The sequence below is a fragment of the Streptomyces sp. NPDC028928 genome, assembly GCF_055564915.1.
The window spans coordinates 421645-447231 of sequence record NZ_JBVHVI010000006.1 but is presented as its reverse complement, the minus strand read 5'-3'; the positions used below and the strand labels follow the sequence as shown (position 1 = coordinate 447231).

At 72.8% G+C, this 25587-nt stretch carries 21 protein-coding genes; 5 read left to right on the top strand and 16 right to left on the bottom strand.

Annotation, left to right across the window (positions count from 1 at the left end):
- Window positions 1–21 precede the first annotated feature (21 nt).
- A complete protein-coding gene (locus ACZ4U1_RS17755; protein ID WP_467904163.1) occupies window positions 22–1107 on the top strand; it encodes a lytic polysaccharide monooxygenase in 1086 nt (361 codons plus the stop codon).
- Window positions 1108–1159: 52 nt separating this feature from the next.
- Here the strand turns inward: ACZ4U1_RS17755 and ACZ4U1_RS17750 are convergent, their stop codons facing one another.
- Window positions 1160–1597, bottom strand: a complete 438-nt coding sequence (locus ACZ4U1_RS17750) for a PPOX class F420-dependent oxidoreductase (protein ID WP_467904162.1) — start codon at window positions 1595–1597, stop codon at window positions 1160–1162.
- A 29-nt stretch (window positions 1598–1626) separates the two neighbouring features.
- On the bottom strand, window positions 1627–2868 hold the full coding sequence (locus ACZ4U1_RS17745) for a PucR-like N-terminal domain-containing protein (protein ID WP_467904160.1): 1242 nt from the start codon (window positions 2866–2868) through the stop codon (window positions 1627–1629).
- Window positions 2869–3091: 223 nt separating this feature from the next.
- Here ACZ4U1_RS17745 and ACZ4U1_RS17740 point away from each other — a divergent pair, with 223 nt between their 5' ends.
- Window positions 3092–4132, top strand: a complete 1041-nt coding sequence (locus ACZ4U1_RS17740) for an esterase/lipase family protein (RefSeq protein ID WP_467904158.1) — start codon at window positions 3092–3094, stop codon at window positions 4130–4132.
- Between the two features lie 6 nt (window positions 4133–4138).
- Here ACZ4U1_RS17740 and ACZ4U1_RS17735 read toward each other — a convergent pair whose 3' ends face one another.
- Window positions 4139–4531, bottom strand: a complete 393-nt coding sequence (locus tag ACZ4U1_RS17735) for a nuclear transport factor 2 family protein (RefSeq protein ID WP_467904157.1) — start codon at window positions 4529–4531, stop codon at window positions 4139–4141.
- Between the two features lie 143 nt (window positions 4532–4674).
- Between ACZ4U1_RS17735 and ACZ4U1_RS17730 the strand changes: the two genes are divergently transcribed.
- Window positions 4675–5250, top strand: a complete 576-nt coding sequence (locus ACZ4U1_RS17730; RefSeq protein ID WP_467904155.1) for a PadR family transcriptional regulator — start codon at window positions 4675–4677, stop codon at window positions 5248–5250.
- 40 nt (window positions 5251–5290) lie between these two features.
- Here ACZ4U1_RS17730 and ACZ4U1_RS17725 read toward each other — a convergent pair whose 3' ends face one another.
- The gene (locus ACZ4U1_RS17725; RefSeq protein WP_467904154.1) at window positions 5291–6100 is read right to left on the bottom strand and encodes an SGNH/GDSL hydrolase family protein; all 810 of its coding nucleotides are present in this window, start codon (window positions 6098–6100) and stop codon (window positions 5291–5293) included.
- 228 nt (window positions 6101–6328) lie between these two features.
- Between ACZ4U1_RS17725 and ACZ4U1_RS17720 the strand changes: the two genes are divergently transcribed.
- On the top strand, window positions 6329–8233 hold the full coding sequence (locus ACZ4U1_RS17720) for a rhamnogalacturonan lyase (protein ID WP_467904152.1): 1905 nt from the start codon (window positions 6329–6331) through the stop codon (window positions 8231–8233).
- Here ACZ4U1_RS17720 and vioD read toward each other — a convergent pair.
- The 6 genes from vioD to ACZ4U1_RS17690 all read right to left on the bottom strand — a co-directional run bounded on the left by vioD (window position 8221) and on the right by ACZ4U1_RS17690 (window position 15225).
- On the bottom strand, window positions 8221–9402 hold the full coding sequence (vioD, locus tag ACZ4U1_RS17715) for a capreomycidine synthase (RefSeq protein WP_467904151.1): 1182 nt from the start codon (window positions 9400–9402) through the stop codon (window positions 8221–8223). The genes ACZ4U1_RS17720 and vioD overlap by 13 nt on opposite strands.
- Before the next feature lie 70 nt (window positions 9403–9472).
- Window positions 9473–10636: a methionine adenosyltransferase gene (gene metK / locus ACZ4U1_RS17710; protein ID WP_467904149.1), complete on the bottom strand. Its 1164-nt coding sequence runs from the start codon at window positions 10634–10636 to the stop codon at window positions 9473–9475.
- A gap of 84 nt (window positions 10637–10720) precedes the next feature.
- Window positions 10721–11782 carry an aminotransferase class I/II-fold pyridoxal phosphate-dependent enzyme gene (locus ACZ4U1_RS17705; RefSeq protein ID WP_467904147.1) on the bottom strand — a complete coding sequence of 354 codons (1062 nt, stop codon included), beginning with the start codon at window positions 11780–11782 and terminating at the stop codon, window positions 10721–10723.
- On the bottom strand, window positions 11779–12900 hold the full coding sequence (locus ACZ4U1_RS17700; protein WP_467904145.1) for an iron-containing redox enzyme family protein: 1122 nt from the start codon (window positions 12898–12900) through the stop codon (window positions 11779–11781). Before ACZ4U1_RS17700 ends, ACZ4U1_RS17705 begins: the two co-directional genes overlap by 4 nt.
- A 67-nt stretch (window positions 12901–12967) precedes the next feature.
- Entirely contained in the window at window positions 12968–14149 is a 1182-nt protein-coding gene (locus tag ACZ4U1_RS17695) for a KamA family radical SAM protein (RefSeq protein ID WP_467904143.1), read from the bottom strand.
- Window positions 14150–14202: 53 nt separating this feature from the next.
- A complete protein-coding gene (locus ACZ4U1_RS17690; protein WP_467904141.1) occupies window positions 14203–15225 on the bottom strand; it encodes a C-terminal binding protein in 1023 nt (340 codons plus the stop codon).
- 517 nt (window positions 15226–15742) lie between these two features.
- Here ACZ4U1_RS17690 and ACZ4U1_RS17685 point away from each other — a divergent pair.
- Window positions 15743–18163, top strand: a complete 2421-nt coding sequence (locus tag ACZ4U1_RS17685) for a helix-turn-helix transcriptional regulator (protein WP_467904139.1) — start codon at window positions 15743–15745, stop codon at window positions 18161–18163.
- A gap of 49 nt (window positions 18164–18212) precedes the next feature.
- On the opposite strand, the gene ACZ4U1_RS17680 is transcribed toward ACZ4U1_RS17685, so the two are convergent.
- The 6 genes from ACZ4U1_RS17680 to ACZ4U1_RS17655 are packed head-to-tail and all read right to left on the bottom strand — an operon-like array spanning window position 18213 to window position 25533.
- On the bottom strand, window positions 18213–19385 hold the full coding sequence (locus ACZ4U1_RS17680; protein WP_467904138.1) for an acyl-CoA dehydrogenase family protein: 1173 nt from the start codon (window positions 19383–19385) through the stop codon (window positions 18213–18215).
- Complete coding sequence (locus ACZ4U1_RS17675; protein WP_467904136.1) at window positions 19382–20122, bottom strand: thioesterase II family protein; 741 nt, start codon at window positions 20120–20122, stop codon at window positions 19382–19384. Before ACZ4U1_RS17675 ends, ACZ4U1_RS17680 begins: the two co-directional genes overlap by 4 nt.
- Window positions 20119–21558, bottom strand: a complete 1440-nt coding sequence (locus ACZ4U1_RS17670; RefSeq protein ID WP_467904134.1) for an FkbM family methyltransferase — start codon at window positions 21556–21558, stop codon at window positions 20119–20121. Before ACZ4U1_RS17670 ends, ACZ4U1_RS17675 begins: the two co-directional genes overlap by 4 nt.
- Window positions 21555–22721, bottom strand: a complete 1167-nt coding sequence (locus tag ACZ4U1_RS17665) for an alpha/beta fold hydrolase (RefSeq protein WP_467904133.1) — start codon at window positions 22719–22721, stop codon at window positions 21555–21557. The genes ACZ4U1_RS17670 and ACZ4U1_RS17665 overlap by 4 nt, the downstream gene beginning before the upstream one ends.
- Window positions 22721–23680, bottom strand: a complete 960-nt coding sequence (locus ACZ4U1_RS17660) for a chlorinating enzyme (protein WP_467904132.1) — start codon at window positions 23678–23680, stop codon at window positions 22721–22723. The genes ACZ4U1_RS17665 and ACZ4U1_RS17660 overlap by 1 nt, the downstream gene beginning before the upstream one ends.
- Window positions 23677–25533, bottom strand: a complete 1857-nt coding sequence (locus ACZ4U1_RS17655; protein WP_467904130.1) for an amino acid adenylation domain-containing protein — start codon at window positions 25531–25533, stop codon at window positions 23677–23679. Before ACZ4U1_RS17655 ends, ACZ4U1_RS17660 begins: the two co-directional genes overlap by 4 nt.
- Window positions 25534–25587: the final 54 nt, after the last annotated feature.

Genomic DNA, 25587 nt, shown 5'->3' with positions numbered 1-25587 from the left:
CCGAACCGAGAGGAGCAGAACGTGGCTCGACGCAACAAGCTCATGTCGGCGGCAGCGGCCCTGTCGACGCTGCTGGCGGCGCTCGCCCTGACCCTGCTGGGGCAGACCAGCGCGCAGGCGCACGGGGTGGCGATGCTGCCCGGGTCCCGCACCTACCTGTGCTACCTGGACGCGCACACGACGACGGGCGGGCTGGACCCGACCAACCCGGCGTGCAAGGACGCGCTGGCCAAGAGCGGTGCGACGGCGCTGTACAACTGGTTCGCCGTGCTCGACTCGAACGCCGGGGGCCGGGGCGCCGGTTACGTCCCGGACGGCACGCTGTGCAGTGCGGGCGACCGGTCCCCGTACGACTTCCGCGCCTACAACGCGGCCCGCTCGGACTGGCCGCGGACCCATCTGACCAGCGGGGCCACGATCCAGGCCCAGTACAGCAACTGGGCGGCGCATCCGGGGGACTTCCGGGTCTACGTCACCAAACAGGGCTGGTCACCCACCTCCGCCCTGCGCTGGGCCGACCTGGAACTGATCCAGACGGTCAGCAACCCGCCGCAGCAGGGGTCGCCGGGCACCGACGGCGGCCACTACTACTGGGACCTGAAGCTCCCCGCCGGCCGCTCCGGTGACGCCCTGGTCTTCATCCAGTGGGTCCGCTCGGACAGCCAGGAGAACTTCTTCTCCTGCTCGGACATCGTCTTCGACGGCGGCCACGGTGAGGTCACGGGCATCCGCGGCTCCGGCGGCACACCGACGCCCACGCCCACCCCGACCCCGACGCCGACGCCTTCGGATCCGCACACCGGGTCCTGCATGGCCGTCTACTCCGTGGTGAACTCCTGGAACGGTGGCTTCCAGGCATCCGTCGAGGTCATGAACCACGGCACGGAGCCGCTCGACGGCTGGGCCGTGTCCTGGCAGCCGGGAGCGGGCACCAGGATCAGCAGCCTGTGGAACGGCACGCAGTCCACCGCCGCCGACGGCACGGTCACGGTCCGCAACGCGGACCACAACCGGGTCGTACCCGCCGACGGCAGCGTCACCTTCGGCTTCACCGCCACCTCGACCGGCAACAACGTCCCCGCCGGTTCGATCGGCTGCACCACCTGAGGTGTGCCGGACTCACCGCCTCACCGGTCCGTTCCGGGTGAGGCGGTGAGCGTCACACGGCTCCGGGTGCACCCGGCGGCATGGGTTCGACGCCGACCACGTGCCGTACCCTCGTCGGCTCGACGTAGGCGACGACACGGCGTTCGCCCGGGATCCCCCACTCGAACCGCTCGGTGCCGACGTAGGTGGCCGCCAGCCGGTCCATGTTCCGGTCCGCCTCCGGGCCCTCCACGAACCGGACCACACGTCCGCGTATCTGGACACGGTCGTACGGGTCGGCGCGGTCGGCGTGGGACAGGCAGACCCGCGGGTCACGGCGGAGGTTGCGCTCCTTGACGCGCCCGACCGCGGTGTTGAAGAAGACGAGGTCGCCGTCGAGCCCGACCCACATCGGGCTGACATGCGGCGCCCCGTCGGCGTCCACCGTGGCGACGTACCAGATCTCCGGGGCTTCGATCCGTTCGCGGATCTCCTTGGGGAGGACAGTCATGGGGCCCTCCTGCCCTGCCGTGACACCGGTCAAGCACGGGGTGCGGTCAACGCCCGTGTGCGCAGCGCCAGCAGCGCCTCGAAACGGAAGGCGGGGTCGCTCAGCCGGTCCCCGAACAGTTCCTCCAGCCGCCGCAGCCGCTTGCGTGCCGTCTGCGGGTGGATGTCCAGCGCCCGTGCCACCTCCGGGGCCGTACGGCTCCACGACATCAGCAGGGCGTCGAGGGTCTCCGCCAGCCGTGCGGCCCGCCCGGGCGGGAGGTCGCGCAGCACGCCGAGCGTCCGGTCGCCGAGCAGCCGCCCGATGTGGACGCCGTGGCGCAGATGTGCCTCCGCCAGCCCGTCGCCCGCCCTGACGAACGCGCCGCCGTCGGCCGCCGCGTCCTTGGTCGCGGTGGAGGCGTGGCCGGCCAGCATCAGGCGGGCGCAGTGCAGGGACACCCATGCGTCCCGGGGCGGCACCGACGGGCCCAGCGCCGCCGTGCGCCCGCGTACGGCCGTCCGCAGCCGCTCCACCGTGCCGTCGCTCTCCGGGTCGGGGACGATCAGTACCAGATCGGCGCCGTGGGTCAGCGCGAGGACGTCCGCGCCGCGCTCCTGTCCCAGCCCGGACAGCCGCCCTCCGCCGGCGCCTTCGCGCACCAGCAGGCAGGCGACCGCGTCCGGCACGGGCCACCGCGCCTGCCGGGCGAGGCTCTCCACCACGTCCCGCCGGGTCGCGCGCTGCTGGTCCAGCAGGCACGCGGCCAGCGTCCGGCGGCTGCGCTGGAGCCCGCCCTCCGCCATGGCCTGGGCGGCGGCGTAGCCCTTCACCGACTCGTTCGACAGGACGTTGATATGGGTCAGCACCGCCTCGTGCAGCGGCATCACCACCTCCAGCGGCAGCGAGGCGGACTGCGCGGTCTCGGCGTAGAGCCGGGCGCCGACGCGCGCGCCCACCCGGAAGGCGGCCTGGAGGGCGTCGGTGGTGCGCCCGTTGAGGAACTCCAGCCGGCCCAGCGTGCGGAAGTGCCGTACGTGGTGCTCCTGCCGGCTGTGCGGTTCCGCCGTCAGCTCCACGAACTGACCGATCGCCCGGCGTACGGAACCGGCCAGGTCCCGTCCGAGCGCGGAGTCGAGCGGCCTCCGGTAGGCGGGCACCTCGTCCCTGATGACGTCGATCATGTCCGTGGCGATCGCGTCCATCCTCGGCCGCAGCACCACGGCGAGCCCCGGCGGAAGTTCGTGCCAGGGGCGACGGGTGAACACCTCGTCCGGCACCTGCATCGACATCGCCTCCTTTCCCCGCCCGCCAGCGTGCCCGGCGGTGTCGCCGTGTTGCGCCGCCGTCACGCAGAAGTGTCATGCGAATGACATCTTTTCCGTGGTCCGCGCCGCATCGCTGGTGCCGGCCGAGGCCCTGAGTCCAGCGTGATCCCGATGCTACGCGCCGGTAACTCCCGTGGCCCCGTCGTACCGCGGGCCGCACCGGCGCCCTGGGACAAGGAGATCCAGCATGAACGGCAACGGGACCACACCCCTCCGTCCGCGCGACCGCCGGCGCGCACGGCGCCGACGCGGACTGACCGCGGGTGCCACGGGCCTCGCGGTCGCCCTCGGCCTGGGCCTGACCTCCCTGGCCCGCGGCCACGCCGAGGCCGCGCAGGACCCGGCGGACGCGGGCGGCGCGCGCCACACCGCGGGCACGTACGCCCAGACCACCGGCACGACGTCCACCGCCACCGACGCGCAGGGCCCCGAACAGAGCGACTTCACCTCCGCGTTCGGTTACTCCCTCGCCCACCCCACGGCCGCGCCCGCCGGCGTGAACGACTGGTCCTGCCGTCCCGGCCAGGCCCATCCGAACCCGGTCGTCCTGGTGCACGGCACCTTCGAGAACCGCTACGCCAACTGGGCCGCGCTCGCGCCCCGCCTGAAGCGCGCCGGGTACTGCGTCTACGCGCTCAACTACGGCGCCCCGGACCTCGCCCCGCTGAAGGGCACGGGCGACATCGCCGCCTCCGCCGGACAGCTCGCCACCTTCGTGGACCGGGTGCGTACGGCGACCGGCGCGGCCAAAGTGGACCTGGTGGGCCACTCCCAGGGCGGGATGATGCCCCGCTACTACGTCGACAGACTCGGCGGCGCGGCCAAGGTGGCCAAGCTTGTCGCACTGACCCCGCCCAACCACGGCACCACCTTCCAGGGCCTGGGCCTCATGGCCCGCGCGATGCCCGGGGCCGGCGCGCTCCTCGAAGGCTCCTGTACCTCCTGCGAGCAGCAGGTCGTGGGCTCGGACTTCCTCAAGGACCTCAACTCCGGTGGCGGCGTGGCCCCGGACGTCGACTACGCCGTCATCACCACGGTCCACGACCAGGTGGTCACGCCCTTCACCTCGTCCTACCTCGGGCCGGCCGCCAACGTCAGCAATCGGACCGTGCAGACGTACTGCCTCAGCAACACCAGCGACCACATCGACATCAGCTACGACCCGGTCGCGGCCCGTCTGGTCCTCAACGCCCTGGACCCGGCACAGAGCACGCGCCCGGCCTGCTGAGCCGCGTCACTGCCCGGCTGCCTCCCGCGCGATCCGCTCGAACTCGGCGCCCATGGCCTCGGCCAGCGCCTGCGCGGCGGACAGCGGACGCACCATGACCGTGAACTCGTCGATCTTGCCGTTCTCGTCCAGGTGCAGGAAGTCGCAGCCCTGGAGCTGCTTGCCGGCGACGGTGGCGGTGAAGACGAGGGCGTGGTCACGGCCGTCGGGGTTCGCGATCTCACGGACGTAGGTGAAGTCCTCGAAGACACGGGACACACCGCGCAGGATCGCCGCGGTGATCGCCTTGCCCGCGTACGGCTTGAAGGCGACCGGACTGGTGAAGACGACGTCGTCGGCCAGCAGGCCGGCGGCGGCGTCCATGTCGCCGCTCTCGACGGCCTCGCGGAAGGAATGCATGCGCCACCTCGGATACTCAACAAATTGCCTAGGTAAGGATGGCAGGCTACGTCGGCGGTGAAGGGAATGTCCACGGGTGGAGCGGGCTGGATCGCCAGACCATCACTCCGTTGACTAGTCACCACGGTGCTAGCTTGTGGCCCATGGCTTTGCGGAACGCGGTGATGGCCGCCCTTCTGGAGGGCGACGCATCCGGCTACGACCTCGCGAAGGGCTTCGACGCGACGGTCGCCAACTTCTGGATGACGACGCCCCAGCAGCTCTACCGGGAGCTGGAGCGCATGGAGGCCGAGGGGCTGGTCTCGGCGCGCGTCGTCCAGCAGGAGCGCCGCCCCAACAAGCGGCTGTTCTCGCTGACCGACGCCGGACGGGAGGCCGTACGCGCCTACACGGCCGAGCCTGCGGGCCGGCCTTCGGTGATCCGGGACGAGCTGATGGTCAAGGTGCAGTCCCTGGACGCCGGCGACATCGAGGCGGTACGGGCGGCCATCGCCGAACGCATGGACTGGGCCATGGCCAAGCTGGACCGCTACGAACGGATCCGGCAGCGGCTGCTCGACGGGCGCTCGGAGGAGGCGTTCTTCGCGGAGGCCGAGCGCATCGGCCCGTACCTCACCTTGATGCGCGGGATGGCGTTCGAGCGGGAGAACCTCCAGTGGGGCGACATGGCGCTGCGCCGGCTCGACCAGCGCATCGCGGCTCTCCGCGCCGCCGGCTGACTCGGCCGCCGGCCTACGGCCCACGCCGGCGCGGCCGGGTTCACGCCACCGGCGAGGAGGTGTCCGCGGCGAGCGGGGTCACCGGAAGGAGGGCGGGGCGCTTGGCCCGGCGGCCGTCACCGGAGGATCGGCCCCGCAGGCGGCGCAGGATCCAGGGCCCCAGGAAGGTGCCGGCCCAGCGCAGTTCGGTGGCGACGGTGCGCGGCCAGGAGGTTTTGGCGCCGTCCGCCGGCAGGGGCCGGGTCCAGCTGTCGTCGCTGCCGGGCAGGCCGAGGGCGTGGGCGACGGCGGCCGCGATACGGGCGTGCCCGAGCGGACTGGCGTGCAACCGGTCGGTGCTCCACAACCACGGGTCCGTCACCACCGGGTGCGCGGACGTCTCCGCCACCACCACGCCGTGCCGCGCGGCCGCCTCCCTGATGCGCTCGTTGAGCGCGTGGACCCGGGGGGCGATCGGACGGGCGAGCGGTGTGATGCGGCCGACGTCGGGGAACGTGAGGGTGGCGACGGTGGCACCCTGGGCGGTGAGGGCGGCGAACATCGCCTCCAGGTGGCCGGCCACGTCGTCCGCGTCGAAGCCGGGGCGCAGCAGGTCGTTCACCCCCGCGACCACGGTGGCGAGGTCGGGCCGCAGGGCGAGAGCCGGAGCGAGCTGCTCGCCGTGCACCTCACCGGCCCGGCGACCGCGCACGGCGAGGTTGGCGTAGAGCAGACCGGGACTGTGCAGGGCGATCCGCTCGGCGAGCCGGTCCGCCCAGCCACGCAGCCCCTGCGCGTCGTCGCCGTCCCCGAGCCCCTCGGTCTGACTGTCCCCCAGGGCGACATAGCGCAGACAATCCCCACCCGACACCGACCGACCGCCTCTCGACTGCGCACCTCACCACCTAGGTGCATTGTTGAATAGTAAGAGTCGCGAGCACAAGACCTGCGAACTCGACTCCAGCAAGAAAGACCAGGCCCTCGGATCCCAACAAGCTCCAACACCGATTCCGACAGAATCCTTGACGAGGCGTCAGCGGCGTTCCTACCCTCGCACCGGCATGGGAGCGTTCCCACACCCCCCACACCGGAGGTCATCGTGACCGACTCGCACCGGCGTCCGCGTACGGCACCTCCCCCACGGCGACTCACCCCACGGCCCGCCGTCGGCCGGGCGATAGGCGGGGTCGTGGGGGCCGCCGCGCTGGCGTTCTCCGTGTCGACCGCGTTGCCGCAGACGGCGTACGCCGCGAGCGCGCGGCAGGTGGAGAGGCTCGATCGTGGGCTGACGAGCGTGCACACCAGCAGCGGGAACCTCGTGTCGTGGCGGTGGCTGGCCGGGGATCCGTCCGATGTGGCGTTCAACGTCTACCGGGGCAGCGGCAGGCTCAACTCCTCGCCGATCACCGGCTCGACCAACTTCTTCGACTCCGGCGCTCCGGACTCGGCCGACTACACGGTGCGCGCGGTCGTGGGCGGCGTCGAGCAGGCTGCGTCCGGGCATGCGATCCAGTTCCGCGCCGGGTACAAGGACGTTCCCCTCACTCCGCCCGGCGGCGGCACCACTCCGGACGGGGTGTCGTACACGTACGAGGCGAACGACGCCTCCGTCGGGGACCTCGACGGCGACGGGCAACCGGATCTGGTGCTCAAATGGCAGCCGACCAACGCCAAGGACAACTCGCAGTCCGGGTACACCGGCGACACCTACCTGGACGGCATCCGGCTGGACGGCACCCGGCTGTGGCGCATCGATCTGGGCCGGAACATCCGGTCCGGCGCGCACTACACGCAGTTCCAGGTGTACGACTACGACGGTGACGGCAGGGCCGAGGTGGCGGTCAAGACCGCCGACGGGGCGGTGGACGGCGTCGGGAAGGTCATCGGCAGCGCGAGTGCCGATCACCGGAACTCGTCGGGTTACGTGCTGTCGGGGCCGGAGTACCTGACCGTCTTCAGCGGGCCGACCGGCGCCGCCCTGAAGACCGCCGGCTACGATCCGCCGCGCGGCACCGTCTCCTCGTGGGGTGACTCCTACGGCAACCGGGTGGACCGCTTCCTGGCCGCCACCGCCTATCTCGACGGCCAGCGGCCGTCCCTGATCATGGCGCGCGGTTACTACACCCGTACGGTCATCACCGCCTGGGACTGGCGGGGCGGCACCCTCACCGAGCGCTGGCGCTTCGACACCGACGACTCCGGCAACAGCGCCTACGCGGGCCAGGGCAACCACCAGTTGTCGGTAGCCGACGTGGACGGTGACGGCCGGGACGAGATCGTCTACGGCGCCATGGCCGTGGACGACAACGGAGCCCGGCTGTGGAACACCGGCCAGGGCCACGGGGACGCCATGCACGTCGGCGACCTGGCCCCCTCCCGGCCGGGCCTGGAGGAGTTCAAGGTGGACGAGAGCACCAGCAAGTACTCCGCCTGGTTCGCCGACGCCCGCACCGGCCAGATCCTGTGGCGCCAGCCCGACTGCGCCTGTGACAACGGCCGCGGGGCCGCCGCCGACATCTACGCCGGCAGCCCGGGCGCCGAGTCGTGGTCCGCCGGTGTGAGCGGCCTGTACGACGTCCGGGGGCGGAACATCGGCCGCAAGCCCTCCTCCGTCAACTTCCTGTCGTGGTGGGACGGGGACACCGTCCGCGAACTGCTGGACGGCACCCACATCGACAAGTACGGCACCGGCGGCGACACCCGGCTGCTGACCGGGGCCGGAGTCCACTCCAACAACAGCACGAAGGCGACGCCCTCGCTCTCCGGGGACATCCTCGGCGACTGGCGCGAGGAGGTCGTATGGCCGACGAGCGACAACCGTGCCCTGCGGATCTACAGCACGCCCCACCAGACGGGCACACGCATCACCACGCTGCTCCAGGACCCCCAGTACCGCACCGCGCTGGCCTGGCAGAACACCGGCTACAACCAGCCTCCGCACCCCGGCTTCTTCCTCGGGGACGGCATGCCCACCCCGCCCCGGCCCAGCGTCTACACACCCTGAGCGCCGGCACGCGCCGAACGTGACCTCAGGAACCGCGAGAGGTGTTCCAGACCGGCGCGGAAGTCGGCTTCGGGGCCGCCGAAGCCGAGCCGCACCGCCCGGGGGGCGTCGAAGGCGGTGCCGGGTACGAGGAGGGTCTTGTGTTCCGCGAGCAGGTCGCGGCAGAAGTCCTCGACCGCGGTGCCGTCGGTGCCGTCCGGCGCGATGGCCGGTTCGCGGATCCCCAGCAGGCAGCAGACCCCGCCTTCGGGCGGGGTCCAGTCGACGAGTTCGCGGTGCCGGGCCGCCCACTCGGTGAGGTGGCCGAGGTTGCGCCGGGCTTCCGCGGCACGCCGGTCGATGAGCCGGCCGGCGTGGCGCATGGCGTGCTCGGCGACGAGTTCGACCAGGGGTGACAGGAACAGGGTGGTGCGGTCGCGCGACGGGAAGGTGGCCCGCAGCAGTTCGGGGGAGGTGATCGCCCAGCCGACGCGCAGGCCGGGCAGGCCGAAGGTCTTGGAGAAGGTGCCGTAGGTCACGGTCCGCTCGTAGCGGGTCGCGGGGTCGGGCAGCGGCTCCCACCGGTGGGCGATCTCCGCCGTCGCCCCGTCCCAGACGAGGACGGCGCCGACGGCCTCCACCCGGGCGAGCAGGGCGTCCAGGCCCCGCGGGCTCAGGGTCCTGCCGCTCGGGTTGTGCGGGAAGTTGACGATGACGGCCGCCGTGTCCGGGGTGACCAGGCCGGCCAGGGTGTCCGGGTCGATGGCGCCGTCCCGGACGCGGTCGGCCGGCAGGGTCACCACCTGGCATCCCGTCCGACGCGGGAAGTACCCCAGTGAGTGGTAGATGCTCTCCTGCACCACCACCCGGTCACCGGGCCGCAGCAGGGCGTCGAGGGTGAGGGCGATCGCCTCGCTGGAACCGTGCGTGACCAGGACCCGGTCGGCGTCACCGGCGCAGTACCGGTCCGCGATCGCCCGGCGGATGCCGGCCCCTCCCTCGGAGACGCTGTCGTCCATGACGACCCCGTCCAGGTCCTCGACGCGCAGGCCGCACAACTCCCTGACCTCCGCGAAGGTGTAGGGGTGGACTCCGCTGGAGCTGATGTCGTACCGGCAGGCGGCCAGGTGCCTGCGGTACCACTCTTCCAGGACCGGGGGGTCTTCCTGCCGGATGTGCGCGGGGGCCATGGCTTCGGGGGCTCGCTCTCTTCTCGTCAGGAGGGGGCGCGTCAGGAGGCTCCGGGGTGCTCGTGCCCGGTCACGCGGAGGCGGTCTTCCCGTCGCCGAGCCGGGTGCGCAGGTCGTCGGCCAGGTCGAGCCGTTCCCAGGAGAACTCGGGGCGGCCGAAGTGGCCGTAGGCGGCCGTCGGCTGGTAGGCGGCGGTGCGCAGCGAGAGGCGTTCGATCACGGCCTCCACCCGCAGGTCCACCAGGTCCGTCAGGGCGGCGGCGATGCGTTCGGGGGCGGCCGTGGCCGTGCCGAAGCACTCCACATCGAGCCAGACCGGCAGCGGGCGGCCGATGGCGTAGCCCAGGCCGACGCGGCAGCGTCCGGCGAGTCCGGCGGCCACGACGTTGGCGGCCAGGTAGCGGGCGACGTAGGCGCCGGACCGGTCCACCTTCGTGGCGTCCTTGCCGGAGCAGCAGCCGCCGCCGTGCCGGACCAGGCCGCCGTAGGCGTCGACCATGAGCTTGCGTCCGGTGAGGCCGGCGTCGGCGGAGGTGCCGCCCACGACGAAGGTGCCCGCGGGGTTGACGTGGATGTCGGTGGGTACGACACCGCGGTCCTCCAGCGCCGGGGTCACGATCTTCCCGGCCACCAGGTCGGCCAGTTCGTCCAGTGACAGGTCGGCCGGGTGCTGGGCGGAGACGACGACGATCGCGCGGTCGGCGCCGTCCTCGCGGGCCAGGTCCACCTGGACCTTGCCGTCCGGCCCGAGTGCCGGCAGGCTGTCGGCGCCCGTGGCGCCGACCCGGCGGGCGATGTCGTGGGCGAGTACACAGCTCAGCGGGAGCCGTTCCGGGGTCTCGTCGCAGGCGAATCCGTAGACGATGCCGGAGTCGCCGGCGCCGCCCCGGTCGACTCCGTCGGCGATCTCCCGGGACTGGCGGTCGAGGAGCACCCGTACGGTCGAGGTGTCGGCGCTCAGGCCGTGCCGCTCCACGTCGTGGTAGCCGATCTCGCGCAGCACGGAGCGGACCGTCGCGTCGACGTCCACCTCGGCGTCGGCGGTGATCTGACCGGTGGTGACCACGGTGTCCCGGGTGACCAGGGTCTCGCAGTTGACCCGGGCGTAGGGGTCGATCGTCAGGAAGGCGTCGAGCACGGCGTCCGAGATCCGGTCCGCGACCTTGTCGGGGTGTCCGGCACACACCGATTCGGCGATCTGCGATCCGGACCGGAAGCTCAGCGGTACGGCCATGAGGGCTCCTTGTCTCGATGCAGGGGGAGGCTCAGTGCGAGGAGGGGGTCGTGCTCGTGCGGCGTCCGCGGGGCGGCGGACGGCTCACGCCGTCCTGGACAGTTCGGTGAGGACCGCTTCGCGCTGGGCCGTGGGACCGATGCTCATCCGGAGGCAGTCGGTCAGGCCGGGCGCGGCCAGGTGCCGCACGAACACCCCTGACTGCGCGAGTCGTTTGGCGACGGCCCCGGCGGTCTCGGGGTCGGCGCACCGGAAGGTCACGAAGTTCGTCGTCCCCTCCAGCACGGTGTAGCCCAGTTCGGTCAGCCGCCGGCCGTAGTGCGCCCTGCCCTCGGCGGTGCGCCGGACGGTGTCGGTGAGGTGTCCGGTGGCGTCGAGCGCGGCGAGCGCGGCCGCCTCGGCGACCCGGCCGACGACGTAGTGTTCGCCGCCCCGGCGCAGTGCGGACAGGAGTCCGGGCGCACCGACCGCGTAGCCGATCCGCAGACCGGCCAGGGCGTGGGCCTTGGAGAAGGTGCGCAGCCAGAGCATGCGCCGGACGGTGACCTCACCGGCCCGCAACCGGTCGGCGGACGGCTGGTATTCGGTGTAGGCGCCGTCGACCACCAGCAGGGTGCGCTCCGGCAGCCGGTCCGCCAGCCGCAGCAGGGCCGGGCCGCCGAGCGAACCGCCCGTGGGGTTGTCGGGGTCGGCGAGGTAGACGACGTCCGCGCCGGAGTCGGCGGCCCCCCGTACGAGTGCCTCGGTGTCGGCGGCTGTGTCCCGGTACGGCACGAGGTGGACGGTCGCTCCGCGGGCGCGGGCGAAGTAGGCGAAGGTCGGGTAGGTGGCGTCGCTGGTCACGGCGGTGCGCCCCGGTCCGAGGAAGGCGCGGGCGATCACGCCGAGCAGTCCGTCGATGCCGGAGCCGATGTGCACGCTGTCCCGGGGGACACCGAGCGTGTGTCCGAGCCGCCGGCGCAGCTCGTGGTGGTCGCAGTCGGGGTAGCGGTGGCACTCCCGGGCCGCGACGCCGATGGCGTGCACGACCTCGGGGGCCGGTCCGAACTCGTTCTCGTTGGTGCTCAGCCGTTCACGCGCCCGCAGGCCGGTGGCGCGTTCGGTCATCTCCAGGGAGGGGAACGGGTTGTCCTCCCCGCCGGTCACCAGCTGCCCTCCATCGGGCGGGCGGTGTCCCGGTCCGGCACGTCGGCGAGGCCGAGGCGTTCGGCGAGGTACTCGTTGTACCGCCGCATCGCGAGCATCCGCAGCACGCCGCCGGTGATCAGTTCCATGCTGGCGTCCGGCTCGGCCTCGACGACGGGCAGCACCACTCCGTCCAGCCACTCGGGGCCGTGTTCGGCGTCGCCCTCCATGTGGTTGAAGAAGAACTCGAAGTCCTGCTGGGCGGTGAAGCCGTTGCGTTCCAGGCCCTTGACCACCGCCGCGTCGCGGTCCACGTCGAACAGCTCGGGCATGGCCAGGCTGCCCAGCGCCTTGAAGTAGTGGCGCCGGTTGCAGGCCAGCAGGAAGTACAGGTTGTGCCCGGCGTACGGGCGCCAATCCTCCCAGGGCGGAACGGCGGGCAGTTCGAGGCCGAGCCGGCGCAGGCTGCGGGTGAACTGCAGGGTGTGCGCGGAGTCGGCCCGGCCTTCCCCGCACTCGTCCCACATGTGCTTGCTGATCTCGTGCTTCACGCCCTCGAGGAAGTGGGGCTGGGCCAGCACGAGCGCGTCGTAGAACCGGTAGTTGAGGTAGCCGTCCGCCTGGATGAAGGCGGCGAGCTGCTCGATCGTGGCCTTCTCGGCCAGGTAGGTCTCCACCGCGCGGTCGAGGTCGTTGCGTTCCTTCGCCGCCGCCAGGAACCACGCGCGGACGAACCCGGGGCGCCGGGCGTCGGCCTCGGACGGCAGCCGGTCGGCGATCTCCTTGACGTCCGCGGCGAGGACGCTCTCCTCGTACCGGGCGCGGAACGCGTTGAACCAGGCGCTGCGTTCGTGGCGGGCGGCCGGGCTCAGCGGGTGTCCCAGCAGTGTCTCGTAGACGGTGTAGGCGCTGCGGTGGACGTCGAGCAGGGCGTCGCCGTCCCCGGCCAGTCCCTCCTCCAGCCTTCGGTCGAGCGCGGTCAGCAGATCGTCGTGGAGCGGGAGGTGCTCCATCGTCGTCTCGGGGCCGAGGAGGCACTGGTTCAGCCTGCGTTCCACCGATTCCGCCGGGGTCTCGTCCGTGCTGCGCAGCACTCCGCCCCGAGCCGGCATCCGCTCCAGGCTCAGATCCCTGCTCACTCGCCTGTCCTCCGTCGCTGTCGTTGCGTGTGATGACGCGCTGTGCGGGAAAGCCGGGTCCGGCTTCTCACGCGATCTCCGGGTCGGGGTATTCGATGGGCTCCTGCTGCCAGTTGAGGGCGCGCAGGACGCGGACGCCGTTGGCGTCGACGGCGTGCCGCGGATACGCGTCCGGCGAGTCGATCAGCGGGACGGTGTACTTGCCCGTGGCGTGCGGCAGGACGTACTCGGGCACGGCGGGGTTGGAGATGTGCCGCTTGAGGGCTCGTACGATCTCCACCCCGCGGCGGACGGGCACGCGGAAGGCGCCGGCCTCGGGGCTGTGCGGCATGAAGTGGTACAGATAGCCGGCGTGGACGCCGCGCCGGTACAGGCCCATGCACAGGTCCCGCATGGTGGCGGTGTCGTCGTTGACGCCGCCGAGGAGCGGCACGTTGGCGAACAGGATGGGGACCGCGCTCTGCAGCCGGCGCAGCGCCGCGTCGAAGTCCGGGCTGAGTTCGCGGGGGTGGGTGATGTGCAGGCCCACCGCGGTGACCTGGTGCCGGGCCAGCACGGAGACGAGACCGGGGTCGACGCGGTACGGGTTGAACGTCAGCGACCGGGTGTGTATGCGCACGATCAGGTCGGGCCGGGCGTCGCGGGCCTCCGTCAGCACCTGGTCGATCTGGTCGTTGCTGTGCATGAGCGGTTCGCCGCCGCTGAGGATCATCTCCTCCACCTGCGGGTTGGCGCGCAGGAAGTCGAGCGTGGCCTGCCAGTGGCCGCGGTCGAAGGAGACCTTGGTGGAGTCCCGGTCCAGGGTGCGCAGCGCCTCGTAACAGAACTGACAGTAGGCGTGGCACACGTTGGCGTAGCGGACGATCACGCGGTTGTCGTACTTGTGCTGGGCGATCGGGGTGACCATCTCGCTGGGCAGCTCCCAGTTCTCGGTCTTCCCGTCGTACGTGTAGGGGTCCTCCCCGTCGCCCGTCTCGTCGGTGTCGAGCGGGACGACCTGCTTCCACAGCGGGTCGTCGGTCAGCGGGTTGCCCGTGTCGGGGTCCGTCTCGACAAGGCTGAGGAAGTAGGGCGTCGCCTGGAACCGCTTCGTCTGGTTGTGCCGGTCGATTCTCTCCAGCAGGCGCTGGTCGCAGTTGGGGAAGTGACCTTTCAACTGGGCGGCGGTGCGCACGGCGTTGCGCTGCTGCCACTTCCAGTCCGTCCACGCTTGCCTCGCGGCGTCGGGGGACAGGGTTTCCACAGCCATTCCGATCCTTCGGGTTCAGAGGCGGTGAGGTCAGGGAGTCGGTGCCGGCACGTTCAGGTCACGCGTACGGCCGAGGTGACCGGTGCCGCGACGATCAGCTGCCGGACCGCCTCGGCGGCCCGGGTGCGCAGTTCGGTCAGCGATTCCACGGAGTAGAAGGCGGCGTGCGGGGTGAGCAGCACCCGGGGGTGATCGCGCAGCCAGTGCGGCAGCTCGGGTTCGCCCTCGACGACGTCGAGGGCGACGCGTCCGGGGCGGCCCGCGGCCAGCGCCTTGGGCAGCGCGGAGACGTCGACGACGGCGCCGCGTGCCGTGTTGATCAGCAGGGAGCCGGGCTTCATCCGGTCCAGTTCGGCCGCGCCCAGCAGGTGGTGGGTGGCGGAGTCGAGCGGGACGTGCACGCTCACCACGTCGGCGTCCGCCAGCAGTTCCTCCAGGGAGTGCCTGCGCTCGATACCGAGGGACTTCTCGATACCGGGGTGGTTGCAGGGGTCGTAGAAGCGGACCCGTATGCCGAAGGCGCGGGCCCGCTGGGCGACGGCCGTGCCTATGCGGCCCAGTCCGACGATCCCCCAGGTCATGCCGCGCACGCGCGGGGCGTCGGTGATGGCGCGCCAGTCCCAGCCTCCGTCGCGTACGTGCTCGCGGAGGTCGGGGAGCCTGCGGACCTGGGCGAGGAAAAGGGCGAGCGTGTGGTCGGCGACCTCCTCGGTCCCGTAGTGCGGGATGTGGAACACGCTGGTGCCGGCGGCGCGCGCGGCCTCGACGGCGACGTGGTCGTATCCCGTGCTGGCGCAGATGACGGCGCGGCACCGGGTGTTGTGTGCGAAGTAGGCGGCGTCGAGCGAGACCCGGTGCCAGAGGATCATGTAGTCGCACTCGGCCCGCAGCAGCCGGTCGCGTTCGTCGTCCGGCACGATGACCAGGCGTACGGTGCCGTGCGGGCCGACGACGCGTCCTTCGATGTCAGGGCTCTCGACGTATCCACCGCCTGGAGCGTCCACCACCCATACGACGGGGGTCTTGTCGTGGCCGTCTCCGGTGTCCTTGGGCACGTCAGGCGCCAGCTGAACCATCGCTCCCCTTTGAATAGGTGCGGATGAAAATGGTTCGGGTTCGTTTCGTTCTTCTGGCCGAAGAAAAAGAGAGGCTGCCCGGAAAAGGCTGAGAAGGGATGCGACTCCAATCCTCGCCGCGCCTCGCCCGGGCAGCCAGAGTGAGAATCGGACATGCGGGCGACGGGATTCGTACGGGCGCGAAATACCCCTGTTGCACCTTATTTAGCGCGTTGTTCTGACCCTTTCCGGCCATGGTTGACCGGAAGAGGCGGTTACCATCCGGTTGATGTCCGTTCGCGGTGGCCGGATACCGAACCTTTTTAAATTCTTTTCATCACGCGCACCGGCATCGCGATTCGGCAAGGCGGGTTCGGTGCGCGGTTTCACCGCACTACCGAATCCGGCCGTCAACTCGTTACTCTGGGATCGTGCCGCGGGCAAAAGCCACGCGTTGACGAGCGTCACCGGCCTCCCGGTATTTCTCCGGCTTCCTCGGGCTCACCCACCCGTGCTCAGATGAAAGAGGTGCGCTTACGTGCCCACCCGTGAGGACACTCGGCAAGCCGACCACACAGCAGCCCCCCGGGGCCCCTCCGGCAGCCGGCCGACGCCGGCCGACGGGCCCGCGCGCGCCCCGCACGGCAGAGCGCGGGAACTGACCGCGCTGGAAAGGATCCTCGACCAGGACGACCCCGGCGTGCCGCTCATCGAGGTGCGGGGCGACCCGTGGATGGGCAAGTCGGCGCTCCTGGACGCCCTGGGCGAACGCGCCCGGGAGCAGGGGTGGACGGTGGCCGCCGCCGCGGGCGGATCGGTCCCCGAGGGGCTTCCTTTCGGCGTCTTCGCCGACGCCCTGGACGAGTTGCTGTCGTCCGTCGGCGAACAGAGCGTGTCCTGGCTCTGCCCGCACCACCTGTCCTGGCTCGCCGGCATCTTCCCGGCCCTGTCCTGGCACGCCCCGGCCGTCGCGCTCCCCGCCAACCCGACGGAACGTCACCATGTCCTGCACGCGGTCCGCGGCCTGCTCGGCCGCCTCGGCTCCCGCAACCGCCTGCTGCTGGTCCTCGACGACATGCACCTGGCCGACGAGGCGTCGGTCCTGCTCCTGCAGCACCTGCTGCGGCATCCCGCCCCGCGGGTGGCGCTGGCCCTGGCGCACCGCCCCCGGCAGAACCAGCAGAGCCTGCGCATCCTGCTCGGCGAGGCCGCGGCGGCCGGCCGGTCCGCCCGGCTGGAACTGCCGCCGCTGCCCGACGAGGACATGCGGGGTGTCCTGCCCCGGCCCCTGCCGCCCGCCCGGCTGCGCAGCCTGCTCCACGCCTCGCAGGGCCGCCCGGGACTGCTCCGCGCCCTCGCCCTGAGCGCCCCCTGGCCCGAGCACGCGCCGGACGCACCCCACTCCCCCGCCGACCCCTCGATGCCGCTGCTGCGCGAGTTCCGCGGACTGTCCCCGCTGGGACGGACGGTGGCGCACGCGGCGGCGGTGCTCCAGGAGCCCTTCGACACCGGGCTCCTGGCGCGGGCCGCGCAGGCCGGGGAGGACGAGGCCCGGGCCGGCGTGGACGAGCTGGTCCGGCGGGACATCCTGCGCCCCGCCACCCTCAGGGGCACCTTCCGGTTCCGCGATCCGCTGGTCCGCCGTACCGCCCACGACACGGCGGGCGCCGCCTGGCAGCTCGGCGCGCACGCGCGCGCCGCCGCGGCACTGCGCGACCGTGCGGCCTCCCCGGCACGCATCGCCTGGCACCTCGGCCACGGCGCCCCCACCGGTCAGGACGGTGACGGCGTCCGCATCCTCCAGGAGGCGGCGCACACCGTCCTGTGGCAGCGCCCCGACCGGGCGGCCGGCTGGCTCCGGGCGACGCTCGCGCCGCGCTCCGGGACCGGCGATCCACGACAGCGGCTGCGGCTCGCGACCGCGCTGGCGCTGAGCGGAGAACTGACCGAGAGTCTGGCCCTGTTCGACGGCACGCTGGCCAAGGGCTCGGTGGCGCATCCGGACGCCGAGCTGTGGCGGGCCCGGGTGCTGTGCCTGCTCGGGCGGCACGGCGACGCGGCGGACCTGCTGGAGAAGACGGCCGCCAACCTGGCGCCGGACGCCTGCGAGGTGCGGGCGCGTACGGCGGGGGCGCTGCTGGCGACCTGTCTGGAGGCGGGTGAACGACCCCGTGCGGCCCTGGTCGAGGACGCCGGCGCCGTCACGGAGGCCGACCAGGCACTCCAGGCCCTGCTGCTGGCGCTGCGCTCGCTGGCGTCCGGAGTCGACGGCACCGCGGGCGGCGGGCCGGCCGAGCTGGTCCAGCGGGCGGCGCGCCTGGCGGACGGGCTGGGCGACGAGCCGGCCCGCCGCTCCCTGGACACCCTCTACTGGGTGGCCCGGGCGGAGAGCGCCCTGGGCAGGGACACCGCGGCACTCGGGCGTCTGGAGCGCGCGCTCGACCTCGCGCTGCGGCACCGGCTGCGCTACGTCGTCCCCCAGCTGGCCACCGAAGCGGGCCGCATCCTGCTCGCGCGGGGGGACACGGCCGCCGCCCTGCTCCATGCCGACCACGCGAAAGGGGCCGCCGAGCGCATCCGGAGCGGCTTCCAGGCCGACGCGGCCGGCCGGCTCCGCGCGCGCATCGACCGGGCCGGTCCCCTCTGCCCGCCGCCCGCCCCCGCCGCGCAGGACTCCGCCGGGCCCGGGCCGAAGGACGGCACCGGCCAGGCTCCGCAGCCGGTGCCCCAGAGCCGTCCCGCCGACCCCTCGACCGGACTCGGCCGGCTCAGCGAACGGGAGCGGGAGATCTCCGTGCTGGTCAGCAAGGGCCGGACCAACCAGCAGATCGCGCGGGCGCTGGCACTGAGTCCCAAGACGGTGGAGACGTATCTCGCCCGGGTGTTCAAGAAGCTCGCGCTGTGCTCACGGGCCCAGCTGGCCGCGCTCGTGGGGATGGAGGCGGGTCTGGCCGGCTGAGCGAGGCTCCGGTCCTCAGGACGCCGGAGGCTGAGCAGCGCGCCGGTCCTCAGGACGCCGGAGGCCGCAGCACCGACCGTGCGATGAGGTCGCGCATCACCTCGCTCGGGCCGGCGGCGATGGTCGCCGCGCGGGCGTCGCGGTGGATCCGGGAGACCGTCGAGGAGTCCAGATAGCCTGCCGAGCCCTGGAGTTGGAGGGCGGTCTCGGCCAGCCGGCACGCCAGTTCCGTCGTGTGCAGCTTGGCCATCGAGCACTCGGTGGCCGGAATCTCGCCCCGCTCGTAGAGCCAGGCGGCGTGATGGACGAGCTGGCGGGCCGCCGCGAGGTCGGTCGCGAGGTCGGCGATGCGGTGGGCGGGGGCCTGCAGGTCGGCCAAGTGCCCGCCGAAGGCGCGGCGTCCGGTCAGGAACCGCCGGGTGTCCTCCAGACAGCGGTCCATGCCGCCCAGCGCCGCCGCTGCCGCCACGAGACGCTCCAGCTGCAGCCCCCGCATGAGTTGGTAGAACCCGCTGCCGGGCCGCCCGAGCAGGCAGCCGGCCGGTACCCGTACCCCGTCGTAGGTCACCGTGGCCGTCCCGGCACAGCGCCAGCCGAGCGTCGCGACCGGCTCGGTGGTGATGCCGGGCAGCCGGGCGTCGACCAGCAGGAGCGAGAGTCCCGTCGTACCGCGCGGCCCGGAGTCCGCGGGGGGCGAGGTGCGGACGGCGGCCACGTGGAAGTCGGCGGTCGTGCCGTTGCTGACCATGGACTTCACCCCGCGCACCACGTAGTGGTCCCCGTCCGCCTCCGCCGTGGTGACGATCCCGGACAGGTCCGCGCCCGCGCCGGGCTCGGTGATCGCCAGCGCGGCCACGCGTTCGCCGCGGACCGCGGGCGCGAGGTAGTCGCGGTCCAGGCCCAGGTCGCGGGCCTGCGCCAGATAGTGCGTGGCCATGTAGGCGTGCACCGAGACCGCCGCGCGGAAGCCGCCGAACCCGGTGCGCCCGAGTTCCTCCAGGAACACCACGGACGTGAACAGGTCCTGCTCGGTTCCGCCCACCCGCCGCGGGTGCAGCAGTCCCAGCAGGCCCTCGTCGCCGAGGGTCTTCCACGCCGTACGCGGGAGTGCGCCGTCCCGTTCCCAGGACTCCGCGGCCGGCGGGACGAGCGCGTCCAGCACCGCGCGGACCCGGGTGCGGAACTCCTCGTGCCGTTCGGTGAGATAGACGGATCGTGTCATCCGGCGGCTCCGAGTTCGAGATTGAGCAGGTCCACCACACCGGCGGACGGGTCGGACAGGAAGAAGTGGCCCCCGCTCACCTCGTGGCCCCGGAATCCGGCGGACGCCAGACGCCGCCACGCTTGTACGGCGCCGCGCGGGGCGACCCGGTCGGCGTCGCCCCACAGCACGGTGACCGGGACGGGGACGGGACGCGGCGGGTGCGCCGGCCAGGTCTCGGCCAGCCGTACATCGGCGCGCAGGGCGGGTTCGAGCAGCCGGAACAGGCCGGCATCGGCCAGGACTTCCTCCGGTGCGCCGCCGAGGTCCCGCAGGCCGGCGGCGAACTCCGGTCCGGGCAGGTGGTGGATGGCCGGCAGCGCCCGGGCGACGTCCGGGGCCCGGCAGGCGGAGATGACGACACGCTCCGGCGGACGGCTCAGCGCGGCGGTCGCCGTCTCGTACGCCAGCATGCCGCCCATGCTGTGCCCGAAGAGGACGTACGGGGAGGGCACGTGCCGCATCAGTGCGCGGCCGAACGCGCCGACCAGCGCGTCCCAGTCGGCTGGCGGCGTCTCCCGCAGCCGGCTCTCCCGGCCGGGCAGCCGTACCCACACCGGCTCCACGTCGGGGGACAGCGCCTTCGTCCAGTGCCGGAAGACTGCGGCGCCACCGCCCGCGTACGGCAGGCCCACCAGCCGGATCCGGGCGGCGGGCCGGGCGAGGGGGCGGTGGAACCACCGGCCGGCGGACGTCATCGGGACCGGGCCGGTCCGGAAGGGGGCTCGGCGGAGGCCTGGACGGCGGCGGCCAGCGCGCCGAAGGTGCTCTCGGTGAAGATCATGTCCGGTTCCAGCACGTCCTCGCCGAGCTGTTCCTCCAGCCGGGACAGCAGACGCATCGCGATCAGCGAGTCGCCGCCGAGGTCGAAGAAGTCCGCGTCCGGACGGACCGCCTCCGCGCCGAAGATGCCCGCCCAGATCCGGGTGAAGACCTCGACGCGGGCCGTGCGGGGGACGGTGACCGGGGCCACCGCTTCCGGCCGGGCCGGAGCCGAGCCGAGGTCCGTGGTGAGTTCGAAGCGGCCCGGGGCCGGGCTGCCGGGGAGCCTGCGCGCCAGCAGGTCCAGGAGTTCCGCCTCCAGCCGCCACATCACCGGCCCGAGGTCCGGGTGGTGCGCGGTCGCGGGCGAGGCGGTACCGGTGGGTGCGGGTGTGCCGGGACGCCGGGCGTAGACGTTGACGCAGGCGGTGTCGGCCAGCCGGGGGTCCTGTTCGTGGACGACGGTGAAACCCCGGTGCTCCAGGGTCTTGGTGACGGACGCCAGGCGTCCCCCGGTGTCGTGGACCTCCATCACGATCTGCCGGATGCCCGCCCACTGCCCGGGGGCGATGCCCCGCAGCACGTCCTCCTCGGCCTTCTCCACATCGATCTTGAGCAGGTCGATCCGGGTCAGCGCGTGGTCGGCGGCGATCCGCGCGAGCGTGGTGACGGCGACCCGCCGCCGCTCGGTGGCCAGCAGGTCGGCGGCGAGCCGGTCGGCCATGAACCGGTCCTTCGGTTCCACGCCCTCGCTGTCGGCCCCGGTGAGCAGATAGCCGCGCAGGGTCCGCCGGTCGTCGTCGGCGTCGGCGAACACCCCGGACATCACGCTGTTGTGCGGGTAGAAGGTGAAGTCCGTCTCCCCCTCCGCGGCCCCGACGGCCTTGCCGACGACGGTGACGTCCGCCGCGTGCAGCTCGGCGTTGACGGCCACCGCGGCGGCGAGTTCGGCGAGCGGTTCGCAGGCGATGATGCGCGCTCCGGGGCTGCGGCGGGCCGCGCACAGGGTGAACATGCCGATGTTGGCCCCGACGTCGACGACGACGGCGCCGGGGGGCAGCTCGACGCCGTGCCGGAAGTAGACGTCGTCCACGAAGATCTCGCGGTGCAGGAAGTCGCTCTCGCCGCGGTTGACTCCGGCCACCCGCAGGTCGGCGGCGGGTTCGTGCCAGCTGAGGCTGCCGAGGCGGCCGGCCGCCTCCACGGCCGCCGAGCGGTACAGCAGCGGCGCCCGCTCGGGGTCGGGGACCAGGCGGACGACGCTCGCCCCGCCGCCGTCCGGTATCTCCACGGCGGCGTCGGCCACGGCGTCGTGCTCGCACAGCACCGCCACGAGCCGGCCGCTCCGGTCGGGGTCCTCGAACTGCCTCATGCGTCCTCCAGGACGTCGTTCAGGAACCGCTCGGCGATGCGGACCACCTCGGGGCTCGCGTCGAACGCGGTGAGGTGGTCGCCGGACGGCCGGGTGACCAGCCGGGCCCGGGGCAGACGGGCGGCGACGTACCGCGATCCGGCGGGGTGGGCGGTGACGTCGTCCCGGCTGGTCACCACGAGGGCGGGCTGGGCGGCCGACAGGTACGGGCGGGAGTCGTGGGACATGATGGCTCCGTTGAGCAGGCCGTAGCGGTGGAGCAACAGCGGTGTCGCGTAGGGGTAGACGAGGTGGTGGGCGATGTCGGGGCGCATCGAGTCCAGCGCCGCCGGCCGGCGCATCAGCCGGTGCACGCCCGTCGCCTTCTCCTCGCTGCGGGCGGTCATCGCCATCATGGCCTGCATGTCCCGCTGGTGTTCGGTCCGGGGGGCCGCGTCGCCGAGGTCGTAGTCGCCGTGCCACAGGCTCAGCGAGCCGACCCGTGGGCCGGCGGTGGCCGCCGCGGCCAGGGCGACGACCGCTCCGCCGCACAGCCCCATGACATGGGCGCTGGGGATGTCCAGCGCGTCGAGTACGGCGGTCAGGTCGCCGGCCTGGGAGGCGACGTCGTACCCGGCGAGCGGGGCGGGGGTGTGCCCGCCCGGTGCGGCGAACATGCCGCGGCTCTCCCAGGTCACCACCCGGAACGGTCCGGCCAGCGCCCGCATCCATCCCGCGGCGAGCCCCGCCGGCATGCCGCACGCCGTCACCAGGACGACGGCGGGGGCGCCCGGGGGCCCGGCCGACCAGCAGCGCAGCGCGGTGCCGTCGCCGGCCCGGACCGGTACCGGGCCCTCGCCCCACCGTGCCGCCGCGGGGCGTGCCGGTGGCCCCCCGTCCGGCCCGGCACCCACCCCGTCGGGCCCGGCGCCCGTGCCCTCCCCGACGCTCGCCCGCGCCAGGTGCCGGCTCAGTGCCAGTTCCACGGACCAGAGGCCGGCGGGATCCGTGACCACCTCCAGCCGGGGCAGCCCCAGGGGGCCGGTGACGGCGTCCAGCCGCTCCTGGGACAGCGGGGCGCGGCCCGTCGAGGCGATCCGCAGGCCCGGCACGGCGCGGACGAGGGCGTCCGCGTCGAGGAGTGCCTCCGCGACCCCCGGAAGCCGGCGCCCCGACGCGTCCATCACCGCGCCGCCGGCCGGGACCGGCGCTGGAACGGGACGCCGCGGGTGGTGCGTTCGGCGAGCGTGTTGTGGCCGTACCGGTCCTCGCCGCTGACCAGCACCGCGCCGTAGCGGTCCAGGCTCACCGTGCCGCCGTACTCCTCGATGACCTGGGTGTCCGGGTAGATCCGCACCGATGCCGGGACGTACCGGGCGGCGTAGCCCATCCTCATCTGCTTGCTCGTGCCGGCGTGGGGGTGGGAGGCGTGCATGAGGGTCGACCAGAAGACGATGAACTGCCCGGCGCGCATCTCCATGGACACGGCCTTCGACTCGTCGGGCTTGAAGTCCGGGTCGATCTGCAGTTCCCGGTAGTCGTATCCGAAGAAGCCGCGCCGCACGCCGTCCTTCACCACCGACGCGTTGCGTTCGGGGGCGTAGTGCATGCGCTTGGTCTCGTCGTAGTTCATGGACTCGTGGGTGCCGGGGATGAACTGCAGGCAGCCCATGTCGACGGTGGCCTCGCTGAAGGCGCACCACACGGTGATGGTGCCGCCGAACCGGGAGTCGCCGGGCCACTGGATCTGCGGGGCGCCCGAGGCGTTGGCGAAGGTGTCGGCCTGGTGCCAGTCGGTGCCCTCGTCGCCCGGGTTCTTGGGGAAGAACTCGGTGCGCCAGCACAGCACGTCGGGGCCGAGGATGCCGGCGACGCGGTCCACGATCTCCGGGCGGGTGATGTGCCGGGCCAGGAACCGGTGGTCGAGGTGGCGGTCGTAGTTGGCGATGTTGTTGCCGCCCGAGACGGCGGCCTCGTCACGGTAGACGGCGTGGCTGCGGTCGAGCAGTTCCAGCCGGGTCCGGCCCCACTCCTCGGCGATCTCCTCGGGTTCGTAGAGGGTGAAGGGTCCCGCGAAGCCGTCGCGGTGGAAGGCCGCCAGTTCCTCGGGGGTGAGGGAGAAGTCGGTGGTCTGCGCCGTCATGGTGTCTCCGTAAGGTGTCCGGCCCGCTGTGCCAGCGCGGCGTCGACGTGCGGGGTGAGCGCGCCCACCGTCGCCCCGCCGATCAGGACGGTGATGTCGAGATCGGTCTGGAATTCCTCGTTGACCCGGGTGAACATCCGCACGAGGGTCAGGGACGTGCCGCCCAGGGAGAAGAAGTCCTCGTCGTCTCCCACGTGCGGCACGTCCAGCACGGACCGCCAGATCGCGGCGATCCGTTCCGCGGTGCCGGGGGCGGTACCGGGGGTGGTGCCGGGGGTGGCGCAGGCCGCTGGGCCGGCGGGTGCGGCCGCGCCCGGCGGTGCGGGCAGCCGGGCCTTGTCCACCTTGCCGTTGCCGGTGAGCGGCAGTTCGGTCAGCGCGACGTACCGGGACGGGCACATGTACGCGGGCAGCAGTTCCTCGGCGCGCTTGGCCAGTTCGGCGGCGAGGGGTTCCGGGGCCGCGGCGGACTGCACGTACGCGATGAGCCGGACGTCGCCGTCGCCGTGGTCGCGGGGGACGACGACGGCCCGCCGGACCTCGTCGTGACCGGCCAGCGCCGCCTCGATCTCGCCCGGTTCGACGCGGTGGCCCCGGATCTTGAGCTGGTCGTCGACGCGGCCCAGATAGCCGTAGCCGCCCTCGGGCAGGGCGACGACCCGGTCTCCGGTGCGCAGCAGGCGGTGCCGTGCGCCGTCGGCCCCGACGTGGACGACGAACCGCTCCGCCTCCAGTTCCGGGCGGCCGAGATAGCCGCGGGCCAGGCCGGGTCCCTCGATGAACAGTTCGCCGGGCTCGCCGTCGGCGGGGGGCCTGCCGTCGTCGCCGAGCAGGTGGAAGGCGAGGTCGGCGAGCGGGGTGCCGATGGGGCTGGGTCCGCGCCGGTCCAGGTCGGCGCGGTCCAGCGGCCGGCAGGAGGCGTGGACCGTCGCCTCCGTGATGCCGTACATGTTGACCAGTCGGGGGCGGTCGGTGCCGTAGCGGTCCGTCCAGGGGCGCAGCGTCGCGACGTCCAGTGCCTCGCCGCCGAGGACGACCAGCCGCAGCGCGCCCGGGCCGGCCGCGGCCCGCAGGTCGGCCGCCATGAGCCCGTGGAACGCCGACGGTGTCTGGCTGAGCACGGTGACGCCCTCGGTGCGCAGCAGAGCGCGGAAGCGCTCCGGCGCCCGGGCGGCCTCGCGGGGGACGACCAGCAGGCGCCCGCCCGAGAGCAGCGGGCCCCAGATCTCCCACACGGAGAAGTCGAACGCGGCGGAGTGGAACATCGACCACACGTCGTGCTCGTCGAAGGCGAGCTGCTCCCGCACGGCGTCGAACAGGCGCAGCACACTGTGCTGTTCCACGAGGACGCCCTTGGGGTCGCCGGTGGAGCCGGAGGTGTAGATGACGTAGGCGAGGTCGGCGCCGTCCCCTGCGGTGTCCGGGGCGGTGGTTCCGGCCGGCTCGGCGGGCAGGTGGTCGAGGGTGACGAGGCGCACCTCGGGGGGCTGCCGGGCGCCCGTCAGCAGGTGTGCGGTGGCGGTGGTGACGACGGCCAGTCCCGAGCCGCTGTCGCGGACCGTCCAGGCGATGCGGGCCGGCGGGTACTCCGGGTCGATCGGCAGGTAGGCGGCGCCCGCCTTGAGGATGCCGAGCATTCCCACGACGAGGTCCGTGCGGCGCGGTGTCAGCAGGGTCACCAGCGTGCCCCGGCGCGCGCCCGCCCGGACGAGTTCCTCGGCGAGCGCGTCCGAGCGCGCGTCCAGTTGGCGGTAGGTGAGGTCACCGTCCGGCGCGGTGACCGCTGTCCTGTCCGGGAATTGCGCGACCGCACCCCGGAACGCCTGGGGGATCGTTCGGGCTGCCTGGGGCATCCGCCCTCCTTGTGTGTCGGCTCGGTTCCTGCGAGACGTCGGCGTGCTCCCGGA